This window comes from Candidatus Saccharibacteria bacterium oral taxon 488, assembly GCA_013100805.1.
Lineage (GTDB): Bacteria > Patescibacteriota > Saccharimonadia > Saccharimonadales > Saccharimonadaceae > Nanosynbacter.
In genome coordinates, this window is the sequence record CP040000.1 from 784,240 (window position 1) to 801,001 (window position 16,762).

General features: G+C 50.5%; 13 protein-coding genes. 5 read left to right on the forward strand and 8 right to left on the reverse strand.

Features of this window, described 5'->3' with window-relative positions; all coding sequences use genetic code 11:
- Positions 1-32 precede the first annotated feature (32 nt).
- Entirely contained in the window at positions 33-1,553 is a 1,521-nt protein-coding gene (locus tag FBF27_04190) for an LTA synthase family protein (protein QJU09577.1), read from the forward strand.
- Positions 1,554-1,620: 67 nt separating this feature from the next.
- On the opposite strand, the gene galE is transcribed toward FBF27_04190, so the two are convergent.
- Positions 1,621-2,634, reverse strand: coding sequence for a UDP-glucose 4-epimerase GalE (gene galE / locus FBF27_04195; protein QJU09578.1), 1,014 nt, complete (start codon positions 2,632-2,634; stop codon positions 1,621-1,623).
- 230 nt (positions 2,635-2,864) lie between these two features.
- Here galE and FBF27_04200 point away from each other — a divergent pair, with 230 nt between their 5' ends.
- Positions 2,865-5,006, forward strand: coding sequence for an AAA family ATPase (locus FBF27_04200; protein ID QJU09579.1), 2,142 nt, complete (start codon positions 2,865-2,867; stop codon positions 5,004-5,006).
- Positions 5,007-5,165: 159 nt separating this feature from the next.
- Here FBF27_04200 and FBF27_04205 read toward each other — a convergent pair whose 3' ends face one another.
- From FBF27_04205 to FBF27_04215, 3 genes are read right to left on the reverse strand one after another with little or no spacing between them, the layout of a single operon-like run.
- A complete protein-coding gene (locus tag FBF27_04205) occupies positions 5,166-7,391 on the reverse strand; it encodes an ABC transporter permease (protein QJU09580.1) in 2,226 nt (741 codons plus the stop codon).
- Complete coding sequence (locus FBF27_04210) at positions 7,388-8,113, reverse strand: ABC transporter ATP-binding protein (protein ID QJU09581.1); 726 nt, start codon at positions 8,111-8,113, stop codon at positions 7,388-7,390. Before FBF27_04210 ends, FBF27_04205 begins: the two co-directional genes overlap by 4 nt.
- The gene (locus FBF27_04215; GenBank protein QJU09582.1) at positions 8,094-8,636 is read right to left on the reverse strand and encodes a PadR family transcriptional regulator; all 543 of its coding nucleotides are present in this window, start codon (positions 8,634-8,636) and stop codon (positions 8,094-8,096) included. Before FBF27_04215 ends, FBF27_04210 begins: the two co-directional genes overlap by 20 nt.
- 198 nt (positions 8,637-8,834) lie before the next feature.
- On the opposite strand from FBF27_04215, the gene FBF27_04220 reads away from it, so the two are divergent.
- The 3 genes from FBF27_04220 to FBF27_04230 are packed head-to-tail and all read left to right on the forward strand — an operon-like array spanning position 8,835 to position 11,637.
- Positions 8,835-9,443: a hypothetical protein gene (locus tag FBF27_04220; GenBank protein QJU09583.1), complete on the forward strand. Its 609-nt coding sequence runs from the start codon at positions 8,835-8,837 to the stop codon at positions 9,441-9,443.
- A complete protein-coding gene (locus tag FBF27_04225) occupies positions 9,440-10,156 on the forward strand; it encodes a hypothetical protein (protein ID QJU09584.1) in 717 nt (238 codons plus the stop codon). Before FBF27_04220 ends, FBF27_04225 begins: the two co-directional genes overlap by 4 nt.
- A complete protein-coding gene (locus FBF27_04230; protein QJU09585.1) occupies positions 10,156-11,637 on the forward strand; it encodes a hypothetical protein in 1,482 nt (493 codons plus the stop codon). Before FBF27_04225 ends, FBF27_04230 begins: the two co-directional genes overlap by 1 nt.
- Here FBF27_04230 and FBF27_04235 read toward each other — a convergent pair.
- The 4 genes from FBF27_04235 to FBF27_04250 form a co-directional block, all read right to left on the reverse strand.
- A complete protein-coding gene (locus FBF27_04235; GenBank protein QJU09586.1) occupies positions 11,634-11,864 on the reverse strand; it encodes a DUF167 domain-containing protein in 231 nt (76 codons plus the stop codon). The genes FBF27_04230 and FBF27_04235 overlap by 4 nt on opposite strands.
- 234 nt (positions 11,865-12,098) lie before the next feature.
- Positions 12,099-12,899 carry a hypothetical protein gene (locus FBF27_04240; GenBank protein ID QJU09587.1) on the reverse strand — a complete coding sequence of 267 codons (801 nt, stop codon included), beginning with the start codon at positions 12,897-12,899 and terminating at the stop codon, positions 12,099-12,101.
- 87 nt (positions 12,900-12,986) lie between these two features.
- Positions 12,987-13,589: a hypothetical protein gene (locus tag FBF27_04245; protein QJU09588.1), complete on the reverse strand. Its 603-nt coding sequence runs from the start codon at positions 13,587-13,589 to the stop codon at positions 12,987-12,989.
- Between the two features lie 38 nt (positions 13,590-13,627).
- Positions 13,628-16,762: a type I restriction endonuclease subunit R gene (locus FBF27_04250; protein ID QJU09589.1), complete on the reverse strand. Its 3,135-nt coding sequence runs from the start codon at positions 16,760-16,762 to the stop codon at positions 13,628-13,630.

The following is a 16,762-nucleotide window of genomic DNA, read 5'->3' on the forward strand; positions in this document are numbered from 1 at the left end:
ACGTACCCAGCCAAAAGTTGTATAATATTATTATGAGCACCTCTCCGTCTGGCCGCGGCGCCAACAACCGCATTATCATTCGCGTGGCCATCGTCTTGCTATTACTATGTAGCACCGTTTTCTTTGTCGCTAGCCGCTATAAAATTGTGCAATTTCGTGACGCCAAAATTGACGAGATTTTATTTTATTTCAAGAACGGCCTGGCGGGTGGGCAGTCTAGCAGCTTTACCTCAGCCGTCTGGGAAAATATCCCCTACGTCATTGGGCTGCTCATCATTTTATTACTACCGATCATCTTGAAGCTACGCTGGAAAAAACGACCGCTCCGCTTGCGTCACCAAGCCTATTACGCAGGCGGCCTATTCATGGTCAGCCTAGCGCTGTTAGTTCAAAGTTTCAGCATCCCCGCCTACGTCATCGCCCTCGCCCAGTCGTCAAAGATCTATGATCAGCATTATGTCGATCCGCGCGGCGTTAAATTGACGTTTCCTAGTACCAAACGCAACTTAATTTATATCTACGTCGAGTCGCTGGAAAATACACCGGCCTCCAAAGCCAACGGCGGCATGAGCGATAAATCAGTCATCCCGGAGTTGGAGAAATTAGCCCTAACCAACACCTCATTCTCACACCAAGCCTCAGGCCTTGGCGGCGCCCTGCCTGCACACGGTACCACATGGACAGTCGCCGGCATGACCGCTCAGTCCGCCGGCGTGCCGCTCAAAGACGGCGGGGTGTTCGGTGACCGCGACCGCAACGGCATGGGTGATTTTAATAAATTCTTGCCGGGCGCTTACACCCTCGGGCAGGTGCTTGAAAAAGCCGGCTACAACCAATCATTCCTCATGGGCTCAAACAAAGCCTTCGGCGGGCGCGATAAACTACTGGAGCAACACGGTGATTACCACATCATTGACCTCACCTATGCCCGAAAGCATGGTTTAATCCCACAAAACTACGAGGTGTGGTGGGGCTACGAAGATAAAAAGCTTTTTCAATTTGCCCGCGACGAGGCCACCCGCCTTAGTAAGTCCGACAAGCCATTTAATCTGCAAATGCTGACCGTTGATACGCACTTCACTGATGGCTGGATGGATAAAGATGTTTGCAAGGAGCAATTTGCAGCAAAATACGACAATGTTCATTCCTGCGCCTCCAAACAAATCGCGTCCTTCGTCGAGTGGGCCAAGCAACAGCCATTTTACGCCAACACCACCATCATCATTAGCGGCGACCACCTCGGCATGCAGACGCCATATTACGAAGAGAAGATTGCCGGTACTCCCTACCAACGAACTGTCTATAACACCTTCATCAACCCCGCCGTCCAGCCAACTCGCGCCACTAACCGCCAATTTGCTGCCTTTGACATGTATCCATCGACCCTGGCGGCACTGGGCGTGACGGTAGATGGTGACCGTATGGGGCTGGGTACTAATTTGTTCTCAAATCGCCAGACACTGGTCGAACAATTTGGCGGCATCGACCAGCTCAATGCTGAGCTCGCCAAACGCTCAACCTACTATGAGCGGCGGATCTTGAGTGGTTCATAAATAAACACGTCTTGCCCACAAAGGTCCGACGAGTCACCCCATCGGATTTAGCTATGCACAAAGCACCTTATGCGTCGTAGCCATCCGGGTTATTACTCTGCCAGTTCCAGGCGTCACGGCAGGCGTCTTCAATCGTCAATTCCGCTCGCCAGCCCAGCTCTGTCTCTGCCAATCCCGGGTCAGCATAACACGCGGCGATGTCGCCCGGCCGGCGCGGCGTGATTTGGTATGGAATATCCCGGCCCGACGCTGTTTCAAACGCTTTTACTAATTCCAACACTGACGTACCACGACCAGTACCGATGTTATACACTTTATACTCATCTGGCTCACCCAAATGTTCCAGCGCCGCCACATGCGCCCGCGCCAAATCAACCACGTGAATATAATCGCGCACGCCCGTGCCGTCCGGCGTGTCATAATCGTCGCCAAACACGCTTAAGTGATCGCGCTTGCCGACTGCCACCTGCGATACGAACGGCAGCAAGTTATTCGGGATGCCCGACGGATCTTCGCCAATGCGGCCGCTCGGATGGGCACCAACGGGATTGAAATAGCGCAGCGAGGTAAACTGCCAACCCTGCTTGGTCGCCGCCACATCGCGCAGAATTTGTTCAATCATCAGCTTGGTTTGGCCGTACGGATTAGTCGCCGACAGCGGCATATCCTCGGTAATCGGCAGCCGCGCCGGGTCGCCGTACACTGTTGCCGAGCTAGAAAAGACCAGCTTTTTCACGTCAAATTCCTGCATGACATCCAGCAGCGTCAAGGTGCTCTCCAAATTGTTCTGATAATAGAGCAGCGCCTTTTCCACCGACTCGCCGACGGCTTTCAGACCCGCAAAATGAATTGCCGCGTCAATTGCCTCAGACTTAAATAACTCCGCCAGCCGCGCCCGATCACGCAGATCAAACTCATAAAACGGCACCGCTTGGCCGGTAATTTCCTCAACTCGGCGCAAACTCTCGGCAGATGAATTTGATAAATTATCAACCACCACCACGCCGTGACCCGACGCCAGCAGTTCAATGATGGTGTGGCTACCGATATACCCAGCACCGCCAGTAACGAGAATGTTCATGAAGTACCCCTTTCGCTATGATTCTAACATTATTATATCAGACGCGAAATGTCGCCGTCGCCGCGCTGCTCGTATAAGACGTGTGTTTATCAAGCAGTAGTCTGGGCTAGCACTCTTGCACTGAGAGTGCCAATTTGCTATGATAATCGTATCAATTATCCCCGCTCTGTCTCTCGCCGCGGCGTACATAAATACGGACTTAGAAAAGCCCAAAAATCAAAGGAGGACCTATGCCACCAAATATGCAAGAAGAATTACAGCAGCCGCTGGAGAAATTCGGCACCGATATCACGGCGCTGGCCAGAGAAAATAAACTCGACCCAGTCATCGGACGCGATGAGGAAATTCGCCGCACCATGCAAATCCTCAGCCGGCGCACTAAAAATAATCCAGTCCTCATCGGCGAGCCGGGCGTCGGTAAAACCGCCATCGTCGAGGCTCTGGCGCAGCGCATTGTCAAAGGCGATGTACCAGCGTCAATCAAAGACAAGCGGCTGATTTCCTTGGAAATTTCTAGCTTACTGGCTGGAGCGAGCTTTCGCGGCCAGTTTGAAGAGCGTCTCAAAGCAATTTTGAAAGAAGTTGAAGAGGCCGCCGGCGAAATTATTTTGTTCGTTGACGAAATTCACACCATGGTCGGTGCCGGCAAAACCGAAGGCAGCATGGACGCCGGTAATATGCTCAAACCCGCCCTAGCGCGCGGTAAATTACATATGATTGGCGCGACGACGTTAGCGGAATATCGCCAGCATGTCGAAAAAGACGCAGCCCTGGAACGGCGCTTTCAGCCAGTTTACGTCGGCGAGCCGAGTTTTGACGATACCGTGGCGATTTTGCGCGGTTTGAAGGAAAAGTACGAAGTTCATCACGGCGTCAAAATTTCTGACGACGCCATCGTGGCGGCGGCGCGGCTGTCCACCCGTTATCTGCCTGATCGCTTTTTGCCTGACAAGGCCGTTGATCTCCTGGATGAAGCTACCAGCGCTTTGAAGATGCAGCTGGAGAGTGTGCCGATTGCTCTCGATCGGCTGAATAACCGCCGCTTGCAGCTGGAGATTGAAGAAGCCGCGCTGAAAAAAGATAAATCCGACCACGCCAAAGCCCGCACAGACGAAATCAAGCAGCAAATCGCCGACCTTCGGACTCAGGCCGAGGTGATTGACAATAAATGGCAGCACGAAAAAGACATTCTCCAGACCGTCAATACCGCTACTGAAAAAATGGATAGTTTGCGCTCGCAACTAGAAATCGCCGAGCGCGACGCGGATCTCGCCACCGCCAGCCGCATCAAATACGGCGACCTGCCAGAACTGGAGAAAAAGCTGAGCGCCGCCCGCCAAGAACTGGCTGCCATCCCGCCAGCTGACCGCTTGCTACGCGAGGAGGTGACCCCTGATGACATCGCCGGCGTGGTGGCGCGCTGGACGGGCATTCCGGTGGAGCGGCTGATTGAGACCGAATCCAGCAAACTAGCCAAATTGGAGGAGCATATTAGCACGCAAGTGATTGGTCAAGACAAAGCCATCGCCGCGGTAGCCAGTGCCATCCGCCGCTCGCGTGCTGGCCTCAGTGATACCAATCGACCAATCGGTTCCTTCCTCTTCCTCGGCCCGACAGGCGTGGGCAAAACAGAGGTAGCCCGCAGCCTGTGCCGCGAATTATTCGACGACGAGCACGCCATGATCCGTATCGATATGAGCGAATATATGGAGCGGCACGCCGTGGCCCGGCTGATTGGTTCGCCGCCAGGCTATGTCGGCTACGACCAAGGCGGGCAACTCACCGAAGCGGTGCGCCGCCGCCCCTACAGCGTGGTACTGTTTGACGAAATCGAGAAGGCCCACCCCGACGTCTTTAATGTGCTCCTCCAGGTGCTCGACGACGGCCGCCTGACCGATGGCCAGGGGCGAACAGTCGATTTTTCCAACACGGTTATCATCATGACCAGCAATATCGGCTCGCAGACAATCATGGATTTTTCTGGCGACGATTTGTCGGCACTGGATAACCAAATGCTTGAGGTGCTCAGGCAGCACTTCCGCCCGGAATTCCTCAACCGTATCGATGACATTGTCATCTTCAACCGCATTCGACCAGAGGTCATGCGAGCAATTGTCGATGTCCAACTGAAGCGCGTTGCCCGCCAAGTCAAAGACAGCCGCGACATCACACTAGAATTTGACGACAGCATTCGCGACATGCTAGCCCGAGATGGCTATGACCCGGCCTTTGGCGCCCGCCCGCTGAAGCGCTTGGTACAAAAGCGAGTGCTTGACCCGCTGGCGCTGGAACTCATCGACGGGCAAATTCATGACGGCGAGACAGTAAAAGTGAATATAATTAACGACCGCGTGAAGTTCCAAAAACAATAATTAATTTTTACCTATTTCCCTGATTAACATCCCCCCATCGTCGTACGGCCGCATTTGACTGCAAACGTCCGAAAGTCTCGTTCAATGGCAGCGCAAGAAAAAGCGTCCCAGCCATCAACCGGAACGCTTTTGATGAGACAGCCCTCAGACCGAGGCACACTACTCGGTCTGGTTAGCCTCTGCCCGCGTCAGTTTATCAACCATCGGCAGGATCAAGTAAATACCAATGATAGCTGCCGCCAGGCCGATACCAACGATGGCAAAGTAGGTTGGTGTTAACACCGGCTTCAGCGTCGTCGAGAACATTTTCGTAAATACCGCCCCCGTCCAAACACCAATACTGCACGATAGAAGAGAAGTAATCAGTAGTGGCGCCACCGACTCAACCATCACCAAGCGTTTCAGTTGAATGAGACGCATACCGCCCAGCCGCAAAGTGTATAGCGAGCGACGACGCTCCATCAGCCCGCCAATCGTCGAAACGATCAAGCTCGCCACCGCCACGAACAGTGTCACGCCAATACCAACATAGGCCAGGTCGGCAAACTCGCGGATCGTCGGATTGATATGCGGCTTCTTGGCATCAGTACCGCTCACCGCGTATGTCAAATCGTACTGATTAGCTTTCGCTGTCACCAGGGTGCGCAGCTTCTCGATGTCATTGTCTGACTTCAATGTCACCAAATATTCTTTCACGCCGTTCGTATTAACCTTGTTGTTAATCAACGATACGTTTTTTACCACTGGCGCGTCAAAATTCAACAGCGCAAACTGGTCAGGCTGGGCGTTATTTGGGCACGTGTGCTCGGTGTACGCCGCCAAATCCTGGCAGCGAATCGCGTCGCCGTCCTCGCGCGGATAAATCGTCGCCACCGACGTGATGTAAGACTTCTGCTGCAGCTGCTTCGCCATATCGCCAGGCAGCGACCGACCGATGACAATTGCCGTGCCGCGCTTTAATTGTGAAAAACCGTTATCTTTGACAGCCTGAGCATTTAAGCCCTCGATACCGCTGGTCGCCGTCAAGTAAAAGCTACCCGCAAACAGCGCCAGCACCACGCCGCTAACACTGCGGAAAACCGTTCGCGAGTGCACCGCCGTACGCTTACCGGCAATCAACATTGAGCCGTTATTAGCCCAGCGCGCTGCCAGCAGCGACAGCTTATTGGTCAGCCAGCCGCCAGCCAAAATCAGCCCAAACATCACCAGCAGCAGTGCTGCAGTCAATAACAGCATCGGTATAGCCGATTCTTTGTTAGCGTCCAGCCAATCCCGTCCCGGCTTTGACGACAGCCACGCAAAGAACGCGATACCAAGTGCCGGTACCAGCGCCCGCCAAGCGCGCAATTTCTTCACCTTTTCAACCGAACGCGACACACCTAGCGGCGAAATCTGCGCCCGGCGCATCCGCCGCCAGTTGACAAACATCGTCAACCCCAGCGTCAGACCGATAATCAACGCGTATTGCGTGCCAGTTAACACCAAATCGCCAGGATTAAACCGCATACCGTCCATCTTGAAATCCTGCAGCGGCGCTTGCAACAGCCAGAACGTGCCTAGCCCGATAATCACGCCAACCACCGACGCCAACAGCGACTCCAGCATCAATATCCGTGCCACCTGCCGCTTAGTCGCACCGATCAGCCGCAAAGCAGCATAACGTTTCTCGCGTTGCGCCGCGCCCAGCTGTGTTGCTACCGATACGAAAATAACAATCGGGAACAGTAAGATTGTCCCGCCGACACTAAATACGATGACGGCAACCGGGTCTATTTTAGCATCCGATTTTAATCCGTTAGCGTCCGTCCGATAAACGTCAGCAAAGTATGATGGCTGCCCCTGAGATTTGGTAAAAGCATCGCTCTCGGCCACTTCCTCGGCGCTAGCACCGCGCACTATCATCAGCGCATCCGGACTGGCGGTATATTCGCTAGGAATTACGCCGAGGTATTTGGTATTTTTACCAAAACGCGCCAAGATATTATCCTCTGGGTATTCAGCAACCGCATCAGCCAACGCTTTTGATAAGTAATATTCGCCAGGACGCGGAGTTTTTAGTTTGGCAAACTGCGGCGATTTAGCCGTACCGTACATCGAGTAATACTGGATATATTGACCGCGCCATTTTGACGCATCACCGCGCCGGGTACCGCCAACTTTCAGCGGCTCGACACCAGCAATCGGTTTTTGTTCGGCTACACCGCGGGCTGCCTGATACGCCGCCGTATTAATTGCTAGTCCACTAGCACGCCCCATTAGACCGTTGACACCAGCCGTAAAGTAGCACACCAGTACGATCCCCAGTGCCACCGCCGCCGTAGTCAAGCCCAGACGCGCGAATGACTGGCGACCAGACTTTTTTAATAACATCCAACTGACACTCATTTGACAGCCCCCGCATTGGTTTTACCGGGTTTGCTTGATGTATTTACCGCTATATCAACACCAGAAATCTGCCCGTCGCGAACAATAATTTCCCGATCAGCATAAGCAGCAATCGTCGGTTCGTGCGTCACCATGATGACTGTTGTGCCGTGCTCTTTGGCGGTTTTGATGAATAGCTCCATAACTCTCTCTGAATTCAGACTGTCCAGCGAACCAGTCGGCTCATCAGCGAACAGCACTTTTGGCTCAATCACCATCGCCCGAGCGATCGCCACGCGCTGCATTTGTCCGCCCGATAATTCACCGAGCATACTGTCAGCTTTACTCGCCAGCTCAACCTTATTCAGCCATGTTTTCGCCTGCTGATAGGCTTCTTTACGCTTGACACCGTTCAGTAGCAGCGGCAGCGCCACATTATCCAGCGCTGTCAGCTCTGGCACCAACTGTCCGAACTGAAAGACAAAACCAAAGCTAGTGCGCCGTAAAATACTGCGCTGATCATCGCTCAGTTTGTCGATCCGCCGTCCGTCGAAATCAATCTCGCCGCTATCAACCTTGGTAATCGCCGCCAAGCTATGCAGCAGCGTCGACTTACCAGAACCTGACGGACCCATAATCGCCAGCACCTCGCCCGCCTCGACATCCAGGCTGACGCCGCGCAGCGCATGCGTTTGCCCGAACGACTTCTTAATATTTTTAGCGCTAATTATTGGTTTGATCATGCAAAATTTCCTCCTTTAGCCGCGTTAACCGCGAAATAGTTAATTCAATCCAGCGCAAATCCGCCTCCAAATGATACAGCGCATGGTCGATCAGCAGCATATCCGACAAGCTACTATCGCGCCGCTGCGCTGTCAGCTCGCGCATTCGCTGGATGTGCGCCTGCCGTTGGTTATCCAGATATGGTGACGCATCGCCGTCCTTCAGAATCGCCAGCACCGCTTTGATATACATCGTCGCTTGCAGCTGCGGTGACGGCGCCTCTGGTGATTCCAGCCACGCTTGCAAATCCCGCTTGCCCTCATCGGTAATCTCATATCGAACTCTGTCTGGTCCGCCTGATTCGCTAGTATCAGTAATTTCTTTAACCTTGTTGTCGCGTTTGAGCCGCGCCAGGGTTGAATATATCTGACCAGTTAAAATTGGCTTATCTTTACCAAAATAGCCGTCATATTTTTTCTTCAACTCATAGCCGTAATTTGACTCTTCCGCTAAAAAACCTAACAGTGTATATTGAACGCTCATACTCTTACTATACACCCAGTGTTTAGTTATTGCAAGAGTTTTATACACTCGGTGTATAGTTGCTATTACAACGTCCATTCACCCTATTGACACAGCATCCGCCCCATCACAGATAGCTCACCCCACCAAACCGCCACGACCAGTAGCCCACCTCGCCAGAATACAGACTATTATTCAATTTTAGCGTATAATAGGTTCATGGCACAGTTTTGCCGGGTATACCGTAAACGGCGATCGGTTAAGTCAGCTCTGTCGGGAATTGGCAAAATTCTCAGCTTGCCACAATACTTACTGCTAGCGGTTGTTTTATCGTTGCTGTTTGCACTCATTATTTTCTTTGCCATCAATGCCAATTTTTACGGCCCACTGATGATGTCGCGACTACCAGTATTAGACAAAATCTCCCTTATCGGAACCATGTTCATTGATATATTCAAACAGGGATTCAGCTCACTAAATGGTGCATTGCTCCTTGTGGTGTCACTCCTCCAAGGACTGTCAATTACCGTCGTCATTTTCACTGCCAAGAAAAATAAGCGCAATGAACAGTCGGTCACCAGACAAGTCGGACTCAGCGGCTTGGCCTCTGTGGCTGCTGCCATCGGGCTGGGCTGCGTTCCCTGCGGCACCTCACTCATTCTGCCGCTCGTTGCCGTGTTCTTCTCAGGTGCTGCCGCTGCCACTGCCGCCACCGTCGCTGGCACCATCGTCCTGATGTTAGCCCTGCTGTTAAGCCTCTTTTCACTCTACAAGTCTGGACAAATCGCCTTTATGTATACCGAATTAGCAAAACAGGAGGAACTATGAATCGACAAAAATCAGCGGGTGTAGCAATCATTTGGGTTATTTCAGGTATTTTGATCACGGCAATCGTCGCCTTGTTTATCTACGGCATCGTTAATCGTCCACCAAATCGCCACGTTGGTGACGGCAAACCATGGAATGAAAAAATGTCGCAAGGCTCTGCCGAGGCCAAGCATGTATTTGTTGATTATACTGATTATTTCTGCTCGTTCTGTGCAGAAGTTGAGGCGGCCACCAACGCTGATTTCTTCAAAAATGAGTACATCAAATCAGGTAAAGTTCGCTACGAACACCGCGTGGTGACACTACTCAAAGAAGTCACCGACAACACAGAAACTGGTGCTCACGCTGCCTTTTGCGCCGCCGACCAAGACAAATATTGGCAATATACCCACGACATCGTGCCGCGCATCAAACGTGATTATTTTGATAAAGGAATTGGCGTAAAGAACGTCGCCACACCACAAAAAATTCCGCCTCTGCCATTGGCATATTTCCTGACTTCTGCCAAAAATGTCGGCATGGACGAGGCAAAATTTACTGATTGTATGACTAAGAAACCGCACCAAAACGAGATTGAGAATAATACCAAGAAAGCCCTCTCGCTTGGCGTGAGTGGTCTACCATACATGGTAGTCAATGACTATGTCGCCAGTGGATTTATGGGCGGCGAAAATGGACTGAAGGCAATTTTGAAAGCCGGCGGAGCGGACTGATGCCCACCAAAAAAATACAAAGTAAGCCTCAAAAATCATCGGCAAAACGACAATCAGCTCGGCCCAGTCGTGGGCCAAAAACTAATACAGCTCCTGCGAACCGACCCAGACTGAGCAGTATTTTATTCACTACACTGCTTTTACTGATGGTAACCGCGATAGGTGTATTGTTCTACTTCCACTCCAAGCAACCACCAGCACAGCGCCCAACGGTCTTGGAAGATGAAAAATATTACTTCACCGACTCACGCTATGCTGGCATCCGCTCCAAGTTCGTAACACGCGACACCAAACACGAAAAAGTCTCAATTGAATACCCAATCACCAGCAATTCCAAAATCAACAAACTCATCGCCCGAACAATTGACCGCGCCGACGGTGATTTTCGCCACACCGCCACTAACGCTCCGACATTCGACCGGCCAATGACAGAGACGATTAGTTATCAAGTTACGCATAATAATTCGACCGCTCTGTCGATGATCGTCAATATTAAACAAGACATGCACGGCGCGCATCCGGTGTCACTAACGCATTTTTGGACGTTTGACAAGAAGTCTGGCGAGGTGATTGGCTTGGATAATTTGACTGAAAAATCGGAGGAAGCCATCAAGGCAATCGTGGCAGCTGCCCGGCACGACGTCGCGCAAACCATCAAACAACGCCACCAACCAGAAGCAAATCTCGAGGAGATGATCACCAAGGAGGCGTTATCGAACTTCACCATCACTGATGATGGTAACACCTTGGCTTGGCCAATTGGACAGGCGTCGCTCTTGCCGTCAGCCTACGGCGAATTGACTATCAAAGTGCCGACTGCTGCTGTTGCCAAATACCTGCAAAATTCGACGGCCCAAAAGCTAGCCAACTTTCCCAAGCCGCCAGAACCAAAGCCAGCGCCTGCGGCGCCAACACCCGCAAACCCAGGTAAAGTGATTGCCTTGACGTTTGACGACGGACCAGGCCCGTACACCGCGCAGCTGCTGGATATTTTGGATCAACATAGTGCTAAGGCCACCTTCTTCCTGATTGGCAGCAAAGTTTCCGCGCAAGCCGATATACTGCGACGCATGCACTCGCGCGGCCATCAACTGGGTAATCATTCGTGGTCGCACCCAGAGCTGCCTAAGCTATCAGTTGACCAAATTGCTGGCGAAATTGACCGTACCAACGAGGCCATCAGACAAGCCACTGGCGTCAAGCCGAGCATCTTGCGCCCGCCTTATGGTGCTGTCAATGGTGTTGTCCTGGAACAGCTTCGTGCACGCGGTATGTCATCAATCTTGTGGTCGGTCGACACGCGGGATTGGGCTGATCGGAATAGCCAAATTGTCTGTTCGCGCGCCGTCGCTGGCGCTCGCCCTGGAGCCATCATCTTGATGCATGACATTCACCAAACTTCCGTCAATGCCGTGCCGTGTATCCTCAGCTCACTGAAGCAGCAGGGGTATTCATTTGTGACGATACAACGGTTGAATTAGTCCGACTGATCAATGTCAAACACCTTGTATTTCGAGGTTGCACCGCGTACCAATTTTACCTTTGAGGGTGCCACACCGAGATGCTTTGCTAGTAGTTTCGCCGCCGATAGATTCGCTCGCCCCTCAATGGCCGGCGCCTTGGTATAGATCGTCAGCGAGCCATCATCGTTCATTACGACCTCTTCGCGGTGGCGGGAGTTGGGTTTGAGATGGACGGAGATTTTCATGATACTTATTTCTATTACAGAGTTTTGTTACAGGCAAATTATTATCTAATTAACAGAGTTCGGATTGAGATGACAGGTTAATATCCAGGTCGTCCTTAATTATAGAGACTGATCAGCATTATTTTTAACGGCGTACTTCTTATTATGAAAGGAGGCTTATTTTTAGAGCAAGGTAGCCTCACACACTAATTCTAGCATAGATATAGGGATTCGATGACGACACTTTACTCTTACTTATTTATAGCTAGATTTAGCGTATTTCTTCTCGTTGCACTCCCACCTGCGTCGGCGTTTTCTACTCTCAGCCGATTTACCCAAGCGCCACTCATTTGCATATGGTTCGTATCCTAAAGCCTCTAAGATACATATCATATCGGCATCATATTGAATACCTAGTATAGTTTTAAGTGTTTTAAGTTCCCATCCCGATTTAGTGTCTATAAACTCTCTAATTTGGTATGCTTCTTTTATATTATTGTTCTTTATCCATTTGTTTACTACTATTCTTATATTTTTATACTTTTTGTGGTAAATTATTCTCTTGATACAGCCCGGCAACCGCCCAACATATGAGGCTGCGGTCATAGTGTTAACAATAAAGCTCAACCAGTCAAAACCCGCCGATCCAACCGCACCTAAGCCTATTGGTAAATAAACATCCAAATCGTTAGCATCTCCCGTTAAGACACCAGTCCTAACCAGTTCTTCCAATTCCTTAAGTGTCCATATTCTATGCAATGATTCAGTAGGTGCTAAGAATTTTACACTTTTGTCTTTATTTACAGTATACGGTATTCCAAAATAGCCATATTTCTTAAAATTATCCTCAGAGCTATGCAAATAAATTGCTATAGGTCTAGTTTCATCAATACTTAAATATTTAGATAGATGATTACGATGCTTTTTAAGAATAGCAAGGATGACTTCTCTAAGTGAATCATCCAAGTTCACTTGTTTTCTAGTAATAATAGTATTACCAAAACCGCTAAAATTCTTATCAGGCAAAATAATTCTAATCTTGACTGACCTTTTCATTTACTATCCCTCGCTTTCTCTCGGAGTCCTATCCTTAAGTATAACGCTAATTAAATTAATCCTCCTATACATTACGCATACGACGCCTCAAAACGACATCGCCTCCAACTCCCGCGGTAAAATCTCCTGCACTTCTACCGAACCGGCCACCAAGTGATAACCATGCAACTTTGACGGCAAGTCGTGCCCAGCTGAACCCCAATGAAATGGCTGATTTGCACTAAAATAATCCGGTAGTTCTGCGTTCAAAAAGTGCTCGCGCGGCAAATCCACCGATCCATCCTGATTAACAACCAGCGCTATCGATAAGCCCGACGTCATGCCATCTTCGTTTTTAGCATACGCCGCCGTCACCAGATGAATCATTGGCTCAAATTTCAGCACAGACTGATCGATCGCCTCCATCTGCGCCTGACCGCGACGCGCAAGCTGCTGATTGATTTTTGTTGTTAATTCGTCAACGCTATCCTTGCCATCACCAACACGGCAATAGTCGCAACCATCCGCCGCCTCGACATATTCCAGAAGCAAATCCATATCGACATCAGTGTCTTTAACGCCATGCTGCGACAATTGCTCCACCATTTCGTGTAGCGCGCCCAGCAAACTATAATCATTGGCACTCCTGGCAGTGTCACCAATGCGGATGATAGTACGAGCGATAGTAATAGGATTTTTAGATTTACTCATATACCTATTGTACCCTGATCTATCATAATTAATATGCATCAATCCAACAAACTCGCGCCGCCGCCAGCGTCATACGTCGCGCGTTTTTGACTCCACTCGTTACCATAACGCTTGGCTTGTTCTAACACCATGTCAGTTGCCAACGCCTGCTGATCTGGCGGGTATCCATATTTCGCCAAAGTCTTTTTGACGTTAACTTTCAGTTTTGCCTGAACATTTTTACGCTCCGCCCAGTCAATCGTCGCATCACGACGAACTTGCTCTAGCAACACTTTTGCAATATCACGCAGCTGCGCATCACCCAGTACTTCGCGGGCACTGCCATTTTCAACCAGCGCATCGTAAAAGATAATCTCATCCTCGCTGAGGCCATCAACCACTCCGTTCTCAACAGTCTGGCGAATTTTCTGTCCAATGTTGATTAATTCCTCAATCACCTGCGCTGCCTCAATCGTCCCATTTCTATATCGTGTCAAGGCTTGATTGAGCAAGTCAGAGAACTTCGTATCCTTGGCATAATTTCTCGAAAATCGTAGTTTAATTTCATCAGCAAGCAGCTTTTGCAGCGCTTCCACTGCCAAATTCTTGCGCTCCATGTGACGAATTTCTGCCAAAAACTCATCGCTTAAGATTGACAGTTCCGGCTTTTCTAATCCCGCCGCCTCAAACACATCAACCACACCGACTGGCGCAATCGCTTTATCGACAATTTGCTTCAGCGCGCTGCGATACTCGGCATCAGTCACCACTGCTGAGCTCGACACTTTCTCTAGCCGAGCTTTCACCGCCTGAAACAGCGCCACTTCTTCGCGAATTTTCAACGCTTCGGGACGTGGCATAGCCAGCGCAAATGCTTTACTGAGTTCCAGTACATGCTGTTTCAATCGCTTTTCGCCATCTTCTAACCCCAAAATATACTCTTCGGCATCCAAAATAATTTGCAGCTGCCGGCTAGTTGGTGCGGTAAAATATCGCCGATAATCAAAGTTACCAAACAAATCGCGTACCACTTCATAACGCATCTGCATCTGCGCCACCGCCTCAGCAATATCAAGCTGCGGTGCACCCTGCCCGCCACTTTGCGTATAGTCAGAGATAGCATCGCGCAGCGCCCCTGCTACACCCAGATAATCAACCACTAAACCACCGGTTTTTCCCGGAAACACTCGGTTGACTCGTGCAATTGCCTGCATCAAATTATGACCCTTCAGCGGTTTATCCAGATACATGGTGTGCATATTTGGCACATCAAATCCCGTCAGCCACATGTCGCACACAATCACCAATTCAAGCGGGTCATTTGGATCTTTGATACGCTTTTCGATCGCCTTTACCCGCTGCTTGTTACGAATGTGCGGCTGCAGGTAGTCAGGGTCACTAGCACTACCGGTAATAATCACCTTTATCACGCCGCGTGTATCATCGTCACTGTGCCAATCCGGCCTATACGCCACAATTTTTTCATACAAATCAGCCGCAATACCGCGACTCATCGTCACGATCATACCTTTACCGCTCAGGACACTTTGCCGGGCCTCAAAGTGCTCAATGATATCCAAAGCAATCGTATTCAGCCGCTCGCTATTACCGACGATGGCTTCTTTTTGCGCATACTCGGCCTTCAACGCATCCTGACGACTCAATTCTTCGCCCTCCAGCAAATCATCAACTTCCTTATCCAGCCACTGCCGCGTTGCCTCGTCCATATTCAAATCAACCAGCCGACTCTCATAATAAATCGGTACCGTTGCGCCATCTTTCACCGCCTGCTCGACGTCATAAATATCGATATAGTCGCCAAACACTGCTGGCGTTGACTTATCGTCCGTTTCAATCGGCGTACCCGTAAAGCCAATGTAGCTCGCGCCCGGCAAGGCATCGCGCATATACTTGGCATAACCATATACCAGTTGGGCGTCACTGGCTCGGACATGCGCCTTCAAGCCATATTGACTGCGGTGCGCCTCATCTGCCATCACGATGACATTGCGTCGATCGGTCAAAATTGGCAATTTATCCTCGTCATCCTCAGGCGAGAATTTTTGGATTGTTGTGAAGATAATCCCACCTGCTTCGCGCTGCAACAGCTTCCTGAGCTCACTGCGTGAATCGGCCTGCTTTGGGTCCTCCCCCAGGAGCTCGCGACAGGCGCTAAACGTACCGAATAATTGACCGTCAAGATCATTGCGGTCAGTCACCACCACAATGGTCGGGTTATGCAAATCGCGCGATTTCATCAGCTTGCCAGTATAGAACACCATGCTCAAGCTCTTGCCCGACCCTTGCGTATGCCAGACTACACCAGCCCGCTGATCACCATGCTCACTACTTGCCGCCAGTGTACTACTCAGCGCTTTATTCACCACCCAGTATTGATGGTAGGCAGCAACCTTCTTGATTAATTTATCGCCATCGCCATGCTCAAAAACGATAAAATTATGCACAATATCCAGCAAGCGTTCAGGAGTACACGCACCGCGCAGCAACACTTCCAGCATCGGCACATTGCCAACTTCTTTCTCGCCATCAATCGTTTTCCACGGCATCATTCGTTCCAGCGGGCTAGTGATCGTCCCCATTTCGGCCTCTAGCCCATCACTGGTCACACACAGTTCATTGAACCGAAATAAGTCGCTAATCTCGCGCTTGTACGTCTGGATTTGCTGATACGCCGCTACCAAATCCGCCTTCGTATCAGCCGCATTCTTCAGTTCAATCACCACTAACGGCAGCCCATTTACGAACAGCACGATATCCGGCCGGCGATTATAGTCACCCTGCAGAACCGTCAGCTGATTGACCGCCGCAAAATCATTGTTTTTTGGCGAGTTAAAATCAACCACCCGCACGATATCGTGTTTCACTTCGCCACTTGATATGCGATATTGCACCGGCACACCCGCCACCAGCAGTTGATGAAACTCGTGATTATTCTCAATCAAGCTCGGTTTACTAATTTGTGTCAAACGCCGCATCGCTTCATTCAAGGCCGGTTCTGGAATGTGCGGATTGAGCCGCACCAAAGCACTATATAGCCGCTCCGGCAACACCACCTGCCGCAGCTCACGCTCAGCCATAGCACCATCCGGACCAATATCCGGTCCGTGCAAAATCTGCCAATCGAGATTAGCCAGGATATCAAGCGCGTATTGTTCGATTTGGGATTCGGTCAT

Coding starts and splice junctions, on each gene's coding strand:
- FBF27_04210 (QJU09581.1), bottom strand. CDS start 8,113: ATGATCAAACCAATAATTAGCGCTAAAAATATTAAGAAGTCGTTCGGG.
- FBF27_04215 (QJU09582.1), bottom strand. CDS start 8,636: ATGAGCGTTCAATATACACTGTTAGGTTTTTTAGCGGAAGAGTCAAAT.
- FBF27_04225 (QJU09584.1), top strand. CDS start 9,440: ATGAATCGACAAAAATCAGCGGGTGTAGCAATCATTTGGGTTATTTCA.
- FBF27_04240 (QJU09587.1), bottom strand. CDS start 12,899: ATGAAAAGGTCAGTCAAGATTAGAATTATTTTGCCTGATAAGAATTTT.
- FBF27_04230 (QJU09585.1), top strand. CDS start 10,156: ATGCCCACCAAAAAAATACAAAGTAAGCCTCAAAAATCATCGGCAAAA.
- FBF27_04220 (QJU09583.1), top strand. CDS start 8,835: ATGGCACAGTTTTGCCGGGTATACCGTAAACGGCGATCGGTTAAGTCA.
- FBF27_04250 (QJU09589.1), bottom strand. CDS start 16,762: ATGACCGAATCCCAAATCGAACAATACGCGCTTGATATCCTGGCTAAT.
- FBF27_04205 (QJU09580.1), bottom strand. CDS start 7,391: ATGAGTGTCAGTTGGATGTTATTAAAAAAGTCTGGTCGCCAGTCATTC.
- FBF27_04235 (QJU09586.1), bottom strand. CDS start 11,864: ATGAAAATCTCCGTCCATCTCAAACCCAACTCCCGCCACCGCGAAGAG.
- FBF27_04190 (QJU09577.1), top strand. CDS start 33: ATGAGCACCTCTCCGTCTGGCCGCGGCGCCAACAACCGCATTATCATT.
- FBF27_04245 (QJU09588.1), bottom strand. CDS start 13,589: ATGAGTAAATCTAAAAATCCTATTACTATCGCTCGTACTATCATCCGC.
- galE (QJU09578.1), bottom strand. CDS start 2,634: ATGAACATTCTCGTTACTGGCGGTGCTGGGTATATCGGTAGCCACACC.
- FBF27_04200 (QJU09579.1), top strand. CDS start 2,865: ATGCCACCAAATATGCAAGAAGAATTACAGCAGCCGCTGGAGAAATTC.